The organism is Intrasporangium sp. (genome assembly GCF_039812505.1).
GTDB lineage: Bacteria > Actinomycetota > Actinomycetes > Actinomycetales > Dermatophilaceae > Intrasporangium_A.
This window is the reverse complement of record NZ_JBDIAQ010000076.1, coordinates 1-16,095: the sequence shown is the minus strand read 5'-3', so window position 1 is coordinate 16,095 and position 16,095 is coordinate 1. Positions and strand designations below refer to the sequence as shown.

The window sequence follows — 16,095 nt, the reverse complement described above, 5'->3', positions numbered from 1 at the left end:
GGGTGCTCCCGCCAGCGGCGGCCGGCGACGGCGGCGTCGAAGAACGCCCGGTTGGTCTCGGCGAGCTCGGTCGGGCCCGGGCGGGCTGCCCGGATCCACTCGCTCGGGGCTCCGGGTGCCGACTCGGCGAGCGCGGCGGCCACGCGCAGCCCCTCGTCACGTGCCGCGGTCGGGTCGAGACCGGCCCGGCCGGCCACCTCGGCGAGCGCGGCCAGGCTGCGCTGCAGGGCGGACGCCGACGTCATGTCGGGGTCACCTCTGGGGCCGGGGTCGCCTCGTGGTTCCGGGGCGTCCGGTGGGCCGGGGTCGTCCGGTGGGCCGGGGGCGTCCGGTGGGCCGGAGGCGTCCGGTGGGCAGGGGGCGTCCGGTGGGTCTGGGTCATCGCGCTACTCCGGTGGAGCCAGCCGGCCGGGCACCGGGCCGGCCTGGCCGGGCAGGGTCTGCGGGGTCGGGTCCGGGGCGTCGAGACCGAGCGAGCCGCCCCCCGAGCCCGCCCCGAACTTCTGCTCGAGGAACTGCCCGTGCACGATGATCGCCTCGGCGTCGGAACGCAGCACGGCGTCATACACCTTGTCCATCGTCGCGCCGAGCAGGTCGAGCTGGTCGACGAGGAGCATGACCGAGCTCTTGCCGCCCGCGATGGGGCGCGTGTCGGCCCAGTCGCGGGGCAGCCGCAGGTAGTTGCCGATCGCGACCGGCAGGTAGTCGGTGGCCGTGGCCATGACGCTGTAGCCCTGGGCGCTGCCGAGGCCGAGGTCGGCCAGCCGCGGGACCGTGTCGCGCACGGCCCGGGTCACGCGCAGCAGCCGGGACAGCACGACTCCGGGGACCTGCCCGTCGCGGGCCTGCTGCTCCACCCGCGCGAGCGCGGCGAGCAGCTGCTCCTCGGTCGGCGGTCCCGGACGCGGCGGGACCGGCGCCTCGGGCTCGCCGCGCCCGAACCACGCTCGGATGCCCACCCTGTCTCGTCCCTTCGTCGTAGGTCAGCCCGGCTTGGTCGTCCGGCTGTACGGTCGGCCGCCCCTGCGGTCGGCGGGTCAGCGGCGCGCGCCGCCGAGGTCGAGCGCCCCGCCGCCGACGCCGGAGGCCTGCCGCTGGTCGTGGGCCGCGACCCGCTCGAGGTAGTCGCGCGACTTGGCGACCTCGGTCTCGAGGGTGCCGATCGTGGCGGCCATCGAGTCCAGGGCCTTGACCTTGAAGGTGTCGATCGCGTCCATCGTCTCGTAGATGTTGGCGAAGGCCCGCTGCAGCTGCTCGATGCCGATCGTCGAGCTCGCCGACTGCTCCTGGATGCGGGCGGAGTTGCTCTTGAGCATCTCGGAGGTCCGCTCGATCAGGCCGGAGGTCGTCGTGTTCAGGGCGGTGATCTGGTCGAGGACCAGCTGCTGGTTGTTCAGCGCCTGCGCGACGATGACCGCGGTGCGCAGCGCCGAGACCGTCGTCGTGGTGGCCCGGTCGACACCCTTGATCAGCTCGATGTTGTTCTTGATGATGATGTCGATCGCGAGGTAGTTCTGGATCGAGACGGCGAGCTGGGTCAGCAGGTCCTGGTGCTTCTGCCGGACGTAGAACAGCACGTCCTGGCGCAGCACCTCGGCCTTCTCGTGGTCGGTGGCATCGAGGGTGGCGATCTCGGCGGACAGCTTCGCGTCGAGCCGCTCGGCGACGTAGACGTACTGGTTGAGCCGGCCCATCGACTCCCAGAGCGCCTTCTTCTCGAGGTTGAGCGCGACGTTGTCCTTCTGCAGCTCGTCCTGGCCGGACTGGAGCGAGTGGATGATGCCGTTGAGGTGCTGCTGCGAGGACTGGTACTTGCGGAAGTAGTCGGTGACCCGGTCGCCGAACGGGATCATCCCGAGCAGCTTCTTGGCGCCGGTGGCCTGGCTGGGGTCGAGGTCCTCGACGGTGCGGCGCAGGTCGAGCAGGGTCTTGCCGACCTTCGAGCCCTGCGAGAGCGAGCCCTCGTTGAGGGCCTTGACCGGCATGCGCAGCATCCGGTTGGACGACTCGGCGGCGAAGCGGACCTCGTCGTTGCCCATGGTGCGCACGTCGGCGGCCTTGGCCTCGAACTGCGGCGACCGGGGCTCGGCCTTCAGCAGCGAGTCGAGGTAGCCGTCGACCTTCGCGTCGAGGCCCGGGAGGGCGGACTCGGGGACCGCCGGCGCCATCTTCGGTGCGGCGGTCTCGGCCACGGGCTGCGGCGGCGCGGGCGCCGTCAGCGTGAAGCCCTCCGGCGGCGCGAGCGGGGTGGGTGCGGCCTGGGCTGCGGTCGGCTGGTCGGTCATAGGTGGGTCCTTCCCCTTGTCCGCCGACCCCGCACCCGACGGTGCCGGCAACCCGGTCCCGCGACGCCGCATACGGCGGCGAAACGGGGCGTACGGCAACTCTACGGTGCGCCGGCCCGCCGGCGGGCCGGCACCAGCGAGAGCCGGCGACGTGGATGGACCGCGGCCCGAAGTCAGGGGAGGTTCCGGGTCGCGGCCACGCTGTGGGAGTCCCCACACCGGGTGAACGCGCCGGGTCGAGGACGCGTTCCCGCGGCGGGCTCAGCCGAACTGCCAGGATCGTTTCGACAGGCCGAACCAGAAGCCCTCGACGACGCTCCGGTTCTCGAGCCCGCCCGACTGGTACGCGGCGCCGAGCGAGACGAACAGCGGTGCGAAGTGCTCCGTGCGCGGATGCGCCTCGCGGGCTGCCGGAGCCCGGGCGAGGAAGTCGAGCAGGGCGTCCACGTCGTGCGCGGCCATGGACTCGCGCGCCCACTGGTCGAACTCGGCACTGGCCTGCGGCGGGGCGGCGTCGGCATCGTCGGCCGGCCGGAACCAGCGCAGGTTGTGGGTCGTGAACCCCGAGCCGACGATGAGCGTGCCCGCGTCGCGCAGCGGCGCGAGCCGGCGGCCGATCTCGAACAGGCCGCGTGGGTCGAGGGTGGGCATCGACAGCTGCAGCACCGGCACGTCGGCCGCGGGGAACATCTCCTTGAGCGGGACGTAGGCGCCGTGGTCGAGCCCGCGTGACTCGTCCCGGTGGACCGGCGTGCTCGCCGCGTGGCCCGGCGCGGTCAGCAGCTTGGTCACGTCGGCGGCGAGGTCCGGGGCGGGCGGGGCGTCATAGGTGACCTCGTAGTACCGGCGCGGGAAGCCCCAGAAGTCGTACACCAGCGGGGCGCCGGTGGTCGAGCCGAGCGTGACCGGGGCATCCTCCCAGTGCGCCGAGACGATCAGGACGTTCCTCGGCCTGGCGAGCTCGCCGGCCCACCCGGCCAGCTCGGCGGTCCAGCGCCGGTCGTCCGCGAGCGGCGGTGCGCCGTGGCTGAGGTAGATGACGGGAGCGCGCTGTGGCATGCCCCACCTCCAGTTGTCGACACCGGGACAACCCCGCCGCGCCCCGAGTCATTCCGCGCCGGGGATGTCACCGATCCGTGACCTCGTGGGTGCGGCGCGTCGAGCCGGACGGGCCGCGGCTCGACGGTACGGTGCGGCCACGTCAGCGAAGGGGAGCGGCCAATGACCGAGAAGACCAGCCCGACACCCGATGTCACCTACCGGCGCACTGCGTGGGACCTGATACTCGGGCTCCTCGTGATCCTGGCCGGGCTCGTCCTGCTCAGCAACGTCGTGTTCGCCACCGCGTTCACCGTGCTGTTCATCGGCTGGACGGCGCTGATCGCCGGTGTGCTCGAGATCATCGGGGCCCTCTTCCGGATCCGTTCGGGCGGCTTCTTCATGGCTGCCCTGGGTGGCGCGATCCTGATCGTGATCGGGCTGTTCCTCGTCCGCAACCCCATCCTCGGCGCCGCCACCCTGACGCTGCTGGCCGGCTCGCTCTTCTTCGCCAGCGGCCTCACCCGCCTGGTCACGGCCGTGCAGACCAGCAACGGGCGGTGGCTCATGCTGCTGTCCGGCGCGGTCTCCGTGGTGCTCGGCGTGTGGGTGCTGTTCAACTTCACTGCCGCCACGGTCAGCCTGCTGGGCACCCTGCTCGGCATCCAGACGCTCGTCGAGGGCATGCTGCTGCTCACGGTCGGCCGGTTGCGGGCCCCGAAGGGCGCCAAGTGACCGGTCCCCGGTGAGGGACGAGGCGATCCCCTCGGCGCGCAGCGCCGAGGGGATCGCCTCGTCGGGCGACCGCCGGCTCAGCGGGGCTCGCCGAGCACGATCTTCGTCTCGGTGCGCTTGCCCTCGCGCCAGAGCGTGACTGCCACCGGGTCGCCGGGCCGGAGGGTCAGGGTCTTGACGACCAGCTGCTCCACGGACTGGGCCGGCTGTCCACCGACCGCGACGATGACGTCTCCGGCCCTGACGCCGGCCTGGTCCGCCGGGCCGCCGGGGTCGACCGCGGTGACGAACAGGCCCGGCGGCACGTCGCTGCCGCTCTCGACGGGGAGCGGCTGGGCGCTGAGGCCGAGGTACGGGTGCCTGGCCCGTCCCGAGGTGATGAGCTGCTCGGCGATCGGCTGCGCGAGGTCGACCGGGATGGCGAAGCCCACCCCGACGCTGCCGCCCCCGCCGCCGCCCTCCGGGGTCGGCACGACGGCGATGGCCGTGTTGATCCCGACGAGCGCCCCGCTGCAGTCGACGAGCGGTCCGCCGCTGTTGCCGGGGTTGATCGCGGCGTCGGTCTGGATCGCGTCGACGAGGTGCGCGGCCGGTCCGGTCTCGGACGGGACCGACAAGAGGCGCCCCAGGGCGCTGACGATCCCGGTCGTGACGGTGCTGGAGAGCCCGAGCGGCGCGCCGAGCGCGACGACCGGCTGGCCGATCCGCAGCGAGCTCGAGGAGCCGATCCGGATCAGCGGCCGGCCCTTGCTCTCGTCGCCCGCCTTGAGCACGGCCAGGTCCGTGGACGGGTCCCGGCCGACGATCGTCGCCTCGCTGTGGGTGCCGTCGGAGTACTGGACGGCCAGGGCGCCACTGCGGGCCACCGAGGAGATGACGTGGTCGTTGGTGAGGATGTACCCGCCCGCCCGGACCAGCTGACCGGTGCCGTTGCCGGCGCCGGTCCGCCCCGACGTCAGGACGGTCACGACGGACGGCAGGGTGCGCTCGGCCACCGCGGTGCCGCGGCAGACCCGGTCGTCGGCCGAGGACAGGCCCGAGACGCTGAGGGCGCCCACCGCGCCGCCGACGAAGCCGGCCGCGACCAGCGCGGCGACTGCCCCCCAACGGGAGAAGGGTGGTCTGGCGCGCCCGCCCTGGTGCGCCGCGCCTTCCGGGCCGGTCGTCACGGCGGGGCCCGGTGGGTCGGCGCGCCCGCTTGGGTCGTGGGGCGGCGGTGGCCCGGCGGCATCCGGCATCGGTCTGAGTCCTTTCGGCGCGGTTGACGCGGCGTCACCTGCGCGCGTCGGTGCTCAGCGTAGGATCTGGGCCTTCTTCACCTCGAACTCGGCCTCGGTCAGCACGCCCGCGTCGCGCAGCTCGCCGAGCTGGCGCAGCTGGTCGATCAGCGTCTGGGTGTCCGGGCCGGCGGGTGCCGCCGGTGGGGGTGCGGCGACGGGGGCCGGTGCCGCGACGGGGGCCGGTGCCGCGACGGGAGCCGGTGCGGCGGTCTGCTGGGCCCAGCGGGCCTCCTGCTTGGCAGCGACCCTGGCGTGCGTGCGGGTGGCCACCGACGTGACGACTGCGGCCTTTGCCGCTGTCTTGAGCAGTCCCATGGTTGGCGTCCTTCGTGCGTTGGAGGTGTGCGGTGTGGTTCTGGTCTGGTGCTGGTCGACGGCGCCGCGCCGCCGAGGGGCGGGGCGGCCGGCGGACGGGAGGCTCGGCTCAGTCGCCGACCGCCGCGTCGAGGTCGTCGACGTCGACGGCGCCGACCGCCGCGAGGCGGGCGCCACCGGCCTCCAGGTCGGCGGCGAGGCGAGCGGTCCACGAGTTCTCGTAGACGACGACCGCAGCCGACGACGAGGCGTCCACGAGGCTCGCGAGGGTGTGCAGGTCCTCGTCGTCGAGCAGCCCCGAGCCGGCTCCGGCCAGATCTGCGAGCCGGTCGTCCGAGCCGAGCTCGGCGGCATCGAGGACGACGAGGTCGCCCTGCTCGTCGTGGCGCACGAACTCGATGTCGAGCACCCGGATGGTGTCGTTCCGGCTCAGCTCGAGGACCGACTCGAAGCCGGCTCCGCTCGGCTTGCCGTCGGGGAACTCGATCACGAGGAAGTCGACTGGGCCGAGCAGGTCCTCCGGCGTGGGATGGTCGTTCATGCGCGGCTGCTCCTTGGTGTTCGGCTGGTGTTCGGCGTGGTTCTGCGGGCACATCGGCGGTCGGGTCCGAGAAGGGATCGCCGACCGGCACGGGGTCAGGTCCCCGGAAAGCCGGGCACCGTCAGGTGCCTTGACACCGAACCCTAGTGCCCCACCCGGCGCCCCGGGCGAGCGATCGGCCGCGCCGGGGGTGCCGGCCCGTGGCTCGGGCAGCGACACGACCCGAGCAAGTGCGAGCGGGCAGGACGCCCGGGCACAATTGGGCCAAGGTCCGCACTGGCTCCCGAGGAGGTCAGGTGACGAGCGCGATTCCCGCCGACCGGCCCCCGGGCCGGCACGTCTCGACCGGCCGGCTGCCCCCGCCGTCCGTGGTGGCCGACCTCGTCGCGACGGCCCACGCCCGCTACCGGCAGGTGCCGGACGGCGCGGTCTCACTGGTCTACCCGGCCCTTGCCGAGGCGGACCCGAGCCTGTTCGGGCTCAGCGTCGTCGGGGTGGAGGGGAACTGCCTCGAGGCGGGTGACGCCGCGGTTCCCTTCACCATCATGAGCGTGGCCAAGCCGTTCGTCTTCGCCCTCGTCGGCCAGGCCGTCGGGATCGCGCAGGTGCGCAGTCTGGTGGGGGTCAACGCCACCGGCCTGCCGTTCAACTCGGTCGAGGCCGTCGACCGTGCCCCGTCCGGCCGGACCAACCCCATGGTCAACTCCGGCGCGATCGCCACGACCAGCCTCGTGCCCGGGGCCACGCAGGAGGCGCGGTGGGCGGCGATCGTCGACGGGTTGTCACGGTTCGCCGGGCGCCCGCTCGCGCTGGACGAGGCGGTGCTCGAGTCCGCGCTGCGGACCAACCTGCGCAACCGGGCCGTGGCGGCCCTGCTGCACAGCGTCGGAGCCCTGCCCGGTGACCCGGCCGCCGCGACCGAGCTCTACACCCGGCAGAGCTGCCTGAGCGTGACCGCGCACGACCTCGCGGTCATGGGTGCGACCCTCGCCGACGGTGGCGTCAACCCGGTCACCGGGGACCGGATCGTCGAGCCCGACATCGCTCGGGCCACCTTGGCGGTAATGACGGTCGCCGGGCTGTACGAGACCTCCGGTGACTGGCTGCTCGACGTCGGGGTGCCCGGCAAGAGCGGCATCGGCGGCGGGATCGTCACGGTGTCCCCCGGCAAGGGGGCCTTCGGCACGTTCTCGCCCCTGCTGGACGAGGCCGGCAACAGCGTCCGGGGACAGCTGGCAGCGCGCTTCCTGACTCGAGGACTCGGCCTCGACATCCTCGCCTCGGAGGCCGCCGCCCAGGCGCCACCCACGCAGCCATGACCCGTGAGGCGCCGGTCCCGGACCGGGACGGGCGGGGCGGCACCGGCGGCCACCGGGACCAGGTGGCCGCCGCGAACCCGTCCGCCGGCGAGGCCCGGAACGGCGCCGCCACCTGCGGACGTCGTGCTGCGCATCGCCATGTTCCGCTCGTGGCGGATCGACCCCGTCATGGGCATGACCGGGGTCACGCTCAACACGCTGACGTTCTACAGCGTGCGCTTCCTCGCGCCCGTCCTCGGGCTCCTGCTCGTCGGGTTCCAGGGACTGGAGCGCCGCGAGTGGCTCCTGACGGGCGCGAGCGGGCTGGTCTCGGTCGCCGTCCTCGGTGGGCTGGCCCTCGTCGTGCGGGGCGACCACCTGGCCGCGTGGATCGGCCGGACCGCCGGCCGGGTCGTGCGCCCGGTCCGCTCGGGCACCGATCCCGAGGCCTGGGCCCAGGCCCTCGTCCGGGTGCGGGCCACCTCCGCGGACACCCTCCGGCAGGGCCTGCTCCGGTCGCTGCTGGCGCTGGTCGGCATGGTGCTCGCCGACGCCCTGCTCGTGCTGATCACGCTGCGCTTCCTCGGGGTCGGCGCCGGCGACCTGTCCGCGGTCGACGTCCTCTCCGCGTTCCTGTTCGCCTACCCCCTGACCCTCCTGCCGCTCTTCGGGTTCGGGGTGCTGGATGCCGCTCTGCTGGCCTCCTGGGTGACGATCGCGGGCGTCGCGCAGGAGCCGGACATCGTCGCCGCCCTGGTCGTCTGGCGCAGCCTGACGATCCTGGGTCCGCTCGCGATGGGGCTGGTCATCGTGACCCGCTGGCGCCGTGGCGTGGGGGCCGCGGCACGCCAGCACCCGGACGCCGGGAATGGGCGGGCTTGACACGGCCTGTTACGGTCAGGGCGCGTCCACGTCGGAGCAGCGACGAATCCGCTGCACGTGACACAGGAGGAGCAGGGTAGCTGATGGCTGCAGGCAAGGGCCGCAAGCTCGTGATCGTGGAGTCGCCGGCCAAGGCGAAGACGATCGCGGGGTATCTCGGGGGCGACTTCGACGTCGAGGCGTCGGTCGGGCACATCAGGGACCTGCCCAACCCCTCCGAGCTCCCCGCGGAGATGAAGAAGGGGCCGTTCGGCAAGTTCGCCGTCGACGTCGAGCACGACTTCGCGCCGTTCTACGTCGTCGACCCGGACAAGAAGAAGAAGGTCGCCGAGCTGCGGCGGATGCTCAAGGACTCGTCCGAGCTCTTCCTGGCGACCGACGAGGACCGCGAGGGCGAGGCCATCGCCTGGCACCTGCTCGAGACGCTCAAGCCGCGGGTCCCGGTGCGGCGGATGGTGTTCCACGAGATCACCCGTGAGGCGATCCAGCGGGCCGTCAACGACACCCGCGAGCTGGACACCGACCTGGTCGACGCCCAGGAGACCCGCCGCATCCTCGACCGGCTCTACGGCTACGAGGTCAGCCCGGTGCTCTGGCGCAAGGTGCGGCAGGGGCTTTCGGCCGGCCGCGTGCAGTCCGTGGCGACCCGGATGGTCGTCGAGCGCGAGCGCGAGCGGATGGCCTTCGTGCGGGCCACCTACTGGGACGTCGCGGGCGAGTTCACCCCCGGGGGCGCAGCCCAGCAGTTCACCGCCCGGCTCGCGTCGGTCGACGGGGTGCGCGTCGCCACGGGCCGCGACTTCGCGGACGACGGGCGCCTGACCGGCAAGGGCGTCGTGCACCTCGACGAGGCGCTGGCGACCCGGGTCGCCGCCGCGGTCGCCGCCCGCTCCGCCCGGGTCACCGACGTGTCCGAGAAGCCGTACACGCGCCGGCCGTACGCGCCGTTCACCACCTCGACCCTCCAGCAGGAGGCCTCCCGCAAGCTGCGGCTGAGCTCGAAGAACGCGATGCGGGTGGCCCAGCGGCTCTACGAGGGCGGCTACATCACCTACATGCGCACCGACTCCACGACGCTGTCGGACGCCGCGCTGACCGCCGCGCGCAGCCAGGCCCGCGACCTGTACGGCGCCGAGTACGTCCCCGACGCCCCGCGCCGCTACGAGCGCAAGGTCAAGAACGCCCAGGAGGCGCACGAGGCGATCCGCCCGGCCGGTGACCGGTTCCGCACCCCCGCCCAGGTCGCCGCGGAGCTGTCCGGCGAGCAGTACGCGCTCTACGACCTGATCTGGAAACGGACCATCGCCTCCCAGATGGCCGACGCCCGCGGCTCGACCGCGACCGTACGGCTGGCCGTCGACACGGGTCTGGATGACGCCCGGACGGTGGAGTTCAGCGCCTCCGGCACGGTCATCACCTTCAAGGGCTTCCTCGCCGCCTACGAGGAGGGCCGCGACGACGAGACGGCGGCCCGGGCGCAGGCGGCGCAGGAGGACCGGCGGCTGCCGAAGCTCTCGGCCGGCGTCGCGCTGGAGGTGCTGCGCGCCGAGGCCGAGGGTCACGAGACGGCCCCGCCGGCGCGCTACACCGAGGCGACGCTCGTCAAGGCCATGGAGGAGAGGGGGATCGGCCGCCCTTCGACGTATGCCGCCACGCTCGGCACGATCCAGGACCGTGGCTACGTCTACACCCGCGGCCAGGCGCTCATCCCGACCTGGCTCGCGTTCGCGGTGACCCGGCTGCTCGAGGAGCACTTCGGCGAACTGGTCGACTACGAGTTCACCGCCTCGATGGAGGAGGACCTCGACCGGATCGCCAATGGCCAGCTCGGCCGGGTCGACTGGCTCAAGCGCTTCTACTTCGGCGAGCAGGCCTCGACCGCGGAGGGGCTCAAGGAGCTCGTCGACGACCTCGGCGAGATCGACGCCAAGGAGATCTCGACGATCCCGATCGGTGACGGGGTCGTCGTGCGGGTCGGCCGCTACGGCCCCTACGTGGAGGACACCCGGGAGACGCCGGCCGAACCTCTGACGAGCCCGGCCGCCGCGCCCGTCTCCACCGGGGCAGGCGAGGGCAGCCCCTCCGCCGCGCCTCGGCGGGCCACGCTCAACGACGACATCCCGCCGGACGAGATGACGCCGGAGATGGCCCGGGAGCTGCTCGCCCGGGCGGCCGACGACGGGCGCGTCCTCGGCCGCGACCCGGCCACCGGCCACGAGATCGTCGCGAAGGCGGGCCGCTACGGCCCGTACGTCAGCGAGGTGCTGCCCGAGGAGCCGGTGCCGGCCGAGGGCGCCCCGAAGGCCCGCGGCCGGAAGACCGCCAAGCCCAAGCCGCGCACCGCCTCGCTCTTCAAGGACATGGACCTGGCCACCATCGACCTCGACACGGCGCTGCGGCTGCTCAGCCTGCCCCGGGTCCTGGGCGCCGACCCGGAGGGCGTCGAGATCACCGCCCAGAACGGCCGCTACGGGCCGTACCTGAAGAAGGGCACGGACTCGCGTTCGCTCGCCTCGGAGCAGCAGCTGTTCGACATCACGCTCGAGGAGGCGCTCGCGATCTACGCCCAGCCGAAGACGCGCGGCCGCGCCGCGGCGGCCGCCCCGCTGAAGGAGCTGGGCGCCGACCCCGTCAGCGGCAAGCCGGTCGTCGTCAAGGACGGCCGTTTCGGCCCCTACGTCACCGACGGCGAGACCAACGCGACCCTGCGCAAGGACGACGACCCGGCGACGATCACCCCGGAACGCGGCTTCGAGCTGCTCGCCGAGAAGCGTGCCAAGGGCCCGACGACCCGCAAGCGCACGACCCGGAAGACGGCCAGGTCGGCCACGAAGAAGACGGCGGCCAAGCGCTCGTAGGCGTCCGGCACGCAAGCGGGCTGGGCGGCATCCACCCGGCTGTCGGGGGTATGCCGCCCAGCCGGCTTGCGCGCATCCGCCCCGTTGCCGGGGTGGCCGGGTGAGAGGGTGGAGCAATGTCGACGATCGTCTTCGTGCACGCCCATCCCGACGACGAGGCCTCGCAGTCCGCGTGCTCCATGGCACGCGCGGTGCAGGAGGGACACCGGGTCGTGCTCGTGCTCGCGACGAACGGCGACCACGGCCAGCCCCCCGACGACCTCGCGGAGGGTGAGACCGTCGTGCTGCGTCGGCGGCGGGAGGCGGAGGCGTCGGCGGCGGCGATCGGCACGCACCGGCTCGTGTGGCTCGGCTACGCCGACTCGGGGATGACCGGCTGGCCGCAGAACGAGCACGAGGGGGCGTTCGTGCGCGCCGACGTCGAGCAGGCCGCGCAGCGGCTGGCCGGGGTGCTGCGCGACGAGGCGGCCGACGTCGTCGTCGGCTACGACTGGCACGGCGGCTACGGGCACCCCGACCACGTCCAGACGCACCGGGTGACCAAGCGGGCGGCCGAGCTCGCGGGGACGCCGCGCTACCTGGAGGGCACGATGAACCGCGACGCCGCGGTGCGCGGCATCGCGGCGGCCCGGGCGGCGGGTCTGCCGGTGGGCGACTGGGACCCGACCAGGCCGATGGACGACGGCAACCCGATGGGCACGCCCGAGGTGGAGCTGCACTGGGCCTGCGACCTGCGCGACTGGATCGAGGTCAAGCGGCGCGCGCTGCAGGCCCACGCCAGCCAGACGAGTGACGTCGGGATGATGCTCGCGATCCCGGCCGCGGCCTTCCGGGAGCAGTTCGGCTGGGAGTACTACATCGAGCCGGGCCGGCCCGCTGGGATGGTGGTGGGCTGGTTCCTCGACACCGACCCGAATCACTCCTGATCGAGAGTGCAGCAGTTCTCATCGAGAGTGCAGTACTCCTGATCGAGGGTGCAGCAGTCCTCATCGAGAGTGCGGCAGTTGTGCACTCTCGAGCCGGATTCGTGCACTCTCGAGCCGGATTCGTGCACTCTCGATGGGGTTGGGTTGGGTGTGTCAGGGCAGGGCGTCGATGATCCCGTTCAGGGTCGCCGACGGACGCATCACCGCGGCCACCTGCGCCGGGTCGGCGAAGTAGTAGCCGCCGAGGTCGACCGGCTTGCCCTGCACGTCGAGCAGCTCCTGGGCGATCGTGGCCTCCTGCTCGGTCAGGGCCGCTGCCACGGGCGCGAAGGTCTCGGCCAGCCCGGCGTCGTCGCCCTGCCCGGCCAGCTCCCGGGCCCAGTACAGCGCCAGGTAGAAGTGGCTGCCCCGGTTGTCGATCCCGCCGACCCTGCGGGCCGGGGACTTGTTCTCGTCCAGGAAGGTGCCGGTCGCCCGGTCGAGCGTGTCGGCGAGCACCTGGGCGCGCGCGTTGCCGGTGGCCTTCGCGTACTGCTCGAAGCTGACCGCCAGGGCGAGGAACTCGCCGAGGCTGTCCCAGCGCAGGTAGTCCTCCTTGAGCAGCTGCTGGACGTGCTTGGGGGCCGAGCCGCCGGCGCCGGTCTCGAACAGGCCACCACCGCCGAGCAGCGGCACGACCGAGAGCATCTTGGCCGAGGTGCCGAGCTCGAGGATCGGGAACAGGTCGGTCAGGTAGTCGCGCAGCACGTTGCCGGTCACCGAGATGGTGTCCTCGCCCTTGCGGATGCGCTCGAGCGAGTACTTCGTGGCCTCGACCGGCGAGAGGACCTCGATGGTCAGGCCGTCGGTGTCCTCGTCCTGCAGGTACGCGCGCACCTTGGCCCGGATGTTGCGGTCGTGCGCGCGGGTCTCGTCGAGCCAGAACACGGCCGGTGCGCCGGTCGCCCGGGCGCGGCGCACCGCGAGGGACACCCAGTCGCGGATCGGGACGTCCTTGGCCTGGCAGGCCCGCCAGATGTCCCCGGTGTCGACCGGGTGCTCCATGAGCACCGCACCCGACTCGTCGAGGACCCGTACCACACCGGGACCGGCGATCTCGAACGTCTTGTCGTGGCTGCCGTACTCCTCCGCCTTCTGGGCCATGAGCCCGACGTTGGGCACCGAGCCCATCGTGGCCGGGTCGAACGCGCCGTGGGCGCGGCAGTCGTCGATGACCACCTGGTAGACCCCGGCATAGGAGCTGTCGGGCAGCACCGCGAGGGTGTCGGCCTGGTTGCCCTGCGCGTCCCACATGTGGCCCGAGGTGCGGATCATCGCCGGCATCGAGGCGTCGACGATGACGTCGCTGGGCACGTGCAGGTTGGTGATGCCCCGGTCGGAGTCGACCATCGCCAGGGCCGGGCCGTCGGCGAAGCCCTGCTGGATCGCGGCCTCTACGGCCGCGCGCTGGTCCTCGGGCAGGCCCTCGACGGCGCGCAGCATCGCACCCAGCCCGTCGTTGGGGTTGGCGCCGACGGAGGCCAGCTCGGCGGCATACGACTCGAAGAGCGCCGGGAAGAAGGCGCGCACGACGTGCCCGAAGATGATCGGGTCGGACACCTTCATCATGGTGGCCTTGAGGTGGACCGAGAACAGGACGCCCTCGTCCTTGGCGCGCGCGATCTGGGCGGCGAGGAACTCCTCGAGCGCGGCCACGTGCATGACGGTCGCGTCGACGATCTCACCGGCCAGCACCGGGATCGTCTCCTTCAGGACGGTCGTCGTGCCGTCCGGGGCCACGTGCTCGACGCGCAGCGCGCCGCCGTGCCCGATGACGACCGACTGCTCCTCGTGGCGGAAGTCGCCGGCGTCCATGGTCGCGACGTTGGTCCTGCTGTCGCTGCTCCACGCGCCCATCGAGTGCGGGTGCTTCCGGGCGTAGCTCTTGACCGACGCGGGGGCGCGCCGGTCCGAGTTCCCTTCGCGCAGAACGGGGTTGACCGCAGAGCCCTTGACCTTGTCGTATGCCGCTCGCGTGGCCTTCTCGGCGTCGGTCTGCGGGTCGTCGGGGTAGTCGGGCAGGGCGTAGCCCTTGGCCTGCAGCTCGGCGATCGCGGCCTTGAGCTGGGGGATCGAGGCGGAGATGTTGGGCAGCTTGATGATGTTGGCCTCGGGCCGCTTGGCGAGCGCGCCGAGCTCGGCCAGCGCGTCGGCGGTCCGCTGCCCGGGGCGCAGCGCCTCGGGGAAGCCGGCGATGATCCGTCCGGCGAGCGAGATGTCGCGCGTGTCCATCGCGACGCCCGCCTGCCTCGCGAACGCCGACACGATCGGCAGCAGCGACGCGGTCGCGAGCGCAGGGGCCTCGTCCGTGTGGGTGTAGATGATGGTCGAGTCAGTCACCGGTGCTCCATTTCGAGGGTCCGACAAGGAATCTTGATATGAATCTTGATGTCAAGATATCGGATCTGGGCGTCGCGGGGGGCGACGGTCCCATCCTGCCGAGGTGGGCGGGGCCACGCCAGCACGGACGTGACGGCATCATCGGACTGCACGACCGCACTGTTGCCCGCCCATCCACCCCCCAGGAGGCGAACCATGGCCCACGACGGGACCTACGACGACTACGGGCGGCTGACCTTCGCGCGCCACGAGCCCGGTGTGCTGCTGGTCACGATGAACCGCCCGGAGAAGTACAACGCGACCGACGAGCAGATGCACGCCGAGCTGGCCCGGCTGTGGCGCGACGTCTCGGCCGACCCCCTGACCCGGGTGGTGGTCGTCACCGGGGCGGGTCGGGCGTTCAGCGCCGGCGGTGACCTCGCCATGGTCGAGCGGCTCGCCGGCGACCACGAACGCGTCGCGCACCTGCTGCGCGAGATGAGCGAGATCGTCTACGGCATCACGGACTGCGAGAAGCCGGTCGTCTCGGCCATCAACGGCGTGGCGGTCGGCGCCGGCACGGTGGTCGCGCTGCTGGCCGACATCTCGATCGCCGCCGAGGACGCCAGGATCGGCGACGGGCACATCAGGCTCGGCGTCGCCGCGGGCGACCACGCCGCCATCATCTGGCCGCTGCTCGTGGGCATGGCGAAGTCGCGCTACTACCTGCTCACGGGGGAGATGCTCACCGGGGCGGAGGCGGAGCGGATCGGGTTGGTGAGCAAGGCTGTTCCCCGCGACGAGGTGCTCCCCGAGGCGCTGCGCGTCGCCGCGGCGCTGGCCACCGGGCCGCAGCAGGCGATCCGCTGGACCAAGCGGGCGCTGAACGGCTGGGTCCGGCAGGCCGGCCCGATCTTCGACCAGTCGGCCGCCTACGAGATGCTCGGCTTCATGTCGCCCGACGTCGTGGAGGGGTACACGGCGCTGCGCGAGAAGCGCGCGCCCGCCTTCCCGTCCGCGCGGTAGCCCCGCCGGCCGGTATGCCGCCCAGTCGCGGCTCGTGGCGACGTGTCGGTCCCCGGGTGGCTGGGTGTCGGGTGGCTGGGTGCCCGGCGGCGCCGACCTCGGACGGGGGGTGGGTGCTCGGGCGCCGGGCCGGGCGCGCGACGACTGTCGGGTCCTGGTACCTTGCCGCCGGAGTTCCTCGGCATCATGGACCGGACGATGACCACCATCCTGCAGCGAGCCGCCGACCGCGGGGAATGCACCCTGGCCGGGCTGAGCCCGCGGGTCATCGCCCTGCCGGTCACCCTGATCCGCTACGAAGCGCTGCTGACCAGCGAACCCGTCCCTGACAGCACCCTGACCGAGATCGTCGACGACATCTTCCTGCCCTGCTGGCCGCCAAGGCCGACCGCGAGCACTCCGGCTGACCGGCAGGCCGCCAGCCCGGTCCAGCCGGCACGGTCGCCCGGCGCAGGAGGCAGCCGCAGCAGCCGGGTCACCAGCAGCGCCACCCGGGGAGCCGGCTGAGCGGCATACGGTGAAGGCACTTGACCCTCACGCGACGTGAGGCGAC

Annotated in this window: 14 protein-coding genes and 1 pseudogene; 7 read left to right on the top strand and 8 right to left on the bottom strand. The window is 72.7% G+C overall.

Annotated features, from left to right (window positions below; all coding sequences use genetic code 11):
* The 4 genes and pseudogenes from WMI84_RS11145 to WMI84_RS11130 form a co-directional block, all read right to left on the bottom strand.
* Window positions 1-245, bottom strand: a pseudogene (locus WMI84_RS11145) (AAA family ATPase); the annotation flags it as partial.
* A 141-nt stretch (window positions 246-386) separates the two neighbouring features.
* The gene (locus WMI84_RS11140; protein WP_347353126.1) at window positions 387-959 is read right to left on the bottom strand and encodes a hypothetical protein; all 573 of its coding nucleotides are present in this window, start codon (window positions 957-959) and stop codon (window positions 387-389) included.
* A gap of 78 nt (window positions 960-1,037) precedes the next feature.
* Window positions 1,038-2,285: a toxic anion resistance protein gene (locus tag WMI84_RS11135; RefSeq protein ID WP_347353124.1), complete on the bottom strand. Its 1,248-nt coding sequence runs from the start codon at window positions 2,283-2,285 to the stop codon at window positions 1,038-1,040.
* A gap of 261 nt (window positions 2,286-2,546) precedes the next feature.
* Window positions 2,547-3,344 carry a class III extradiol ring-cleavage dioxygenase gene (locus WMI84_RS11130; protein WP_347353123.1) on the bottom strand — a complete coding sequence of 266 codons (798 nt, stop codon included), beginning with the start codon at window positions 3,342-3,344 and terminating at the stop codon, window positions 2,547-2,549.
* Between the two features lie 162 nt (window positions 3,345-3,506).
* Between WMI84_RS11130 and WMI84_RS11125 the strand changes: the two genes are divergently transcribed.
* Window positions 3,507-4,058 carry a DUF308 domain-containing protein gene (locus WMI84_RS11125; RefSeq protein ID WP_347353121.1) on the top strand — a complete coding sequence of 184 codons (552 nt, stop codon included), beginning with the start codon at window positions 3,507-3,509 and terminating at the stop codon, window positions 4,056-4,058.
* A 77-nt stretch (window positions 4,059-4,135) separates the two neighbouring features.
* Here the strand turns inward: WMI84_RS11125 and WMI84_RS11120 are convergent, their stop codons facing one another.
* The 3 genes from WMI84_RS11120 to WMI84_RS11110 all read right to left on the bottom strand — a co-directional run bounded on the left by WMI84_RS11120 (window position 4,136) and on the right by WMI84_RS11110 (window position 6,194).
* Window positions 4,136-5,227: a trypsin-like peptidase domain-containing protein gene (locus tag WMI84_RS11120; RefSeq protein ID WP_347353119.1), complete on the bottom strand. Its 1,092-nt coding sequence runs from the start codon at window positions 5,225-5,227 to the stop codon at window positions 4,136-4,138.
* Window positions 5,228-5,350: 123 nt separating this feature from the next.
* Window positions 5,351-5,653, bottom strand: a complete 303-nt coding sequence (locus tag WMI84_RS11115; protein ID WP_347353117.1) for an SHOCT domain-containing protein — start codon at window positions 5,651-5,653, stop codon at window positions 5,351-5,353.
* Between the two features lie 109 nt (window positions 5,654-5,762).
* Complete coding sequence (locus tag WMI84_RS11110) at window positions 5,763-6,194, bottom strand: DUF6325 family protein (RefSeq protein ID WP_347353115.1); 432 nt, start codon at window positions 6,192-6,194, stop codon at window positions 5,763-5,765.
* 296 nt (window positions 6,195-6,490) lie between these two features.
* Here WMI84_RS11110 and glsA point away from each other — a divergent pair, with 296 nt between their 5' ends.
* The 4 genes from glsA (at window position 6,491) to WMI84_RS11090 (ending at window position 12,158) form a co-directional block, all read left to right on the top strand.
* Complete coding sequence (gene glsA / locus WMI84_RS11105; protein WP_347353114.1) at window positions 6,491-7,513, top strand: glutaminase A; 1,023 nt, start codon at window positions 6,491-6,493, stop codon at window positions 7,511-7,513.
* Window positions 7,514-7,636: 123 nt separating this feature from the next.
* Complete coding sequence (locus tag WMI84_RS11100; RefSeq protein ID WP_347353112.1) at window positions 7,637-8,374, top strand: hypothetical protein; 738 nt, start codon at window positions 7,637-7,639, stop codon at window positions 8,372-8,374.
* 83 nt (window positions 8,375-8,457) lie between these two features.
* The gene (gene topA / locus WMI84_RS11095; protein ID WP_347353110.1) at window positions 8,458-11,232 is read left to right on the top strand and encodes a type I DNA topoisomerase; all 2,775 of its coding nucleotides are present in this window, start codon (window positions 8,458-8,460) and stop codon (window positions 11,230-11,232) included.
* A gap of 116 nt (window positions 11,233-11,348) precedes the next feature.
* On the top strand, window positions 11,349-12,158 hold the full coding sequence (locus WMI84_RS11090) for a PIG-L family deacetylase (RefSeq protein WP_347353108.1): 810 nt from the start codon (window positions 11,349-11,351) through the stop codon (window positions 12,156-12,158).
* Between the two features lie 153 nt (window positions 12,159-12,311).
* Here the strand turns inward: WMI84_RS11090 and WMI84_RS11085 are convergent, their stop codons facing one another.
* Window positions 12,312-14,537, bottom strand: coding sequence for an NADP-dependent isocitrate dehydrogenase (locus tag WMI84_RS11085; RefSeq protein WP_347353106.1), 2,226 nt, complete (start codon window positions 14,535-14,537; stop codon window positions 12,312-12,314).
* 195 nt (window positions 14,538-14,732) lie between these two features.
* Between WMI84_RS11085 and WMI84_RS11080 the strand changes: the two genes are divergently transcribed.
* Both WMI84_RS11080 and WMI84_RS11075 read left to right on the top strand, forming a co-directional pair.
* Window positions 14,733-15,542 carry an enoyl-CoA hydratase/isomerase family protein gene (locus WMI84_RS11080; protein WP_347353104.1) on the top strand — a complete coding sequence of 270 codons (810 nt, stop codon included), beginning with the start codon at window positions 14,733-14,735 and terminating at the stop codon, window positions 15,540-15,542.
* Between the two features lie 186 nt (window positions 15,543-15,728).
* The gene (locus tag WMI84_RS11075) at window positions 15,729-16,049 is read left to right on the top strand and encodes a TetR-like C-terminal domain-containing protein (RefSeq protein ID WP_347353128.1); all 321 of its coding nucleotides are present in this window, start codon (window positions 15,729-15,731) and stop codon (window positions 16,047-16,049) included.
* Window positions 16,050-16,095: the final 46 nt, after the last annotated feature.

Coding starts and splice junctions, on each gene's coding strand:
- WMI84_RS11135 (WP_347353124.1), bottom strand. CDS start 2,285: ATGACCGACCAGCCGACCGCAGCCCAGGCCGCACCCACCCCGCTCGCG.
- WMI84_RS11130 (WP_347353123.1), bottom strand. CDS start 3,344: ATGCCACAGCGCGCTCCCGTCATCTACCTCAGCCACGGCGCACCGCCG.
- WMI84_RS11125 (WP_347353121.1), top strand. CDS start 3,507: ATGACCGAGAAGACCAGCCCGACACCCGATGTCACCTACCGGCGCACT.
- WMI84_RS11115 (WP_347353117.1), bottom strand. CDS start 5,653: ATGGGACTGCTCAAGACAGCGGCAAAGGCCGCAGTCGTCACGTCGGTG.
- WMI84_RS11110 (WP_347353115.1), bottom strand. CDS start 6,194: ATGAACGACCATCCCACGCCGGAGGACCTGCTCGGCCCAGTCGACTTC.
- topA (WP_347353110.1), top strand. CDS start 8,458: ATGGCTGCAGGCAAGGGCCGCAAGCTCGTGATCGTGGAGTCGCCGGCC.
- WMI84_RS11090 (WP_347353108.1), top strand. CDS start 11,349: ATGTCGACGATCGTCTTCGTGCACGCCCATCCCGACGACGAGGCCTCG.
- WMI84_RS11080 (WP_347353104.1), top strand. CDS start 14,733: ATGGCCCACGACGGGACCTACGACGACTACGGGCGGCTGACCTTCGCG.
- WMI84_RS11075 (WP_347353128.1), top strand. CDS start 15,729: ATGGACCGGACGATGACCACCATCCTGCAGCGAGCCGCCGACCGCGGG.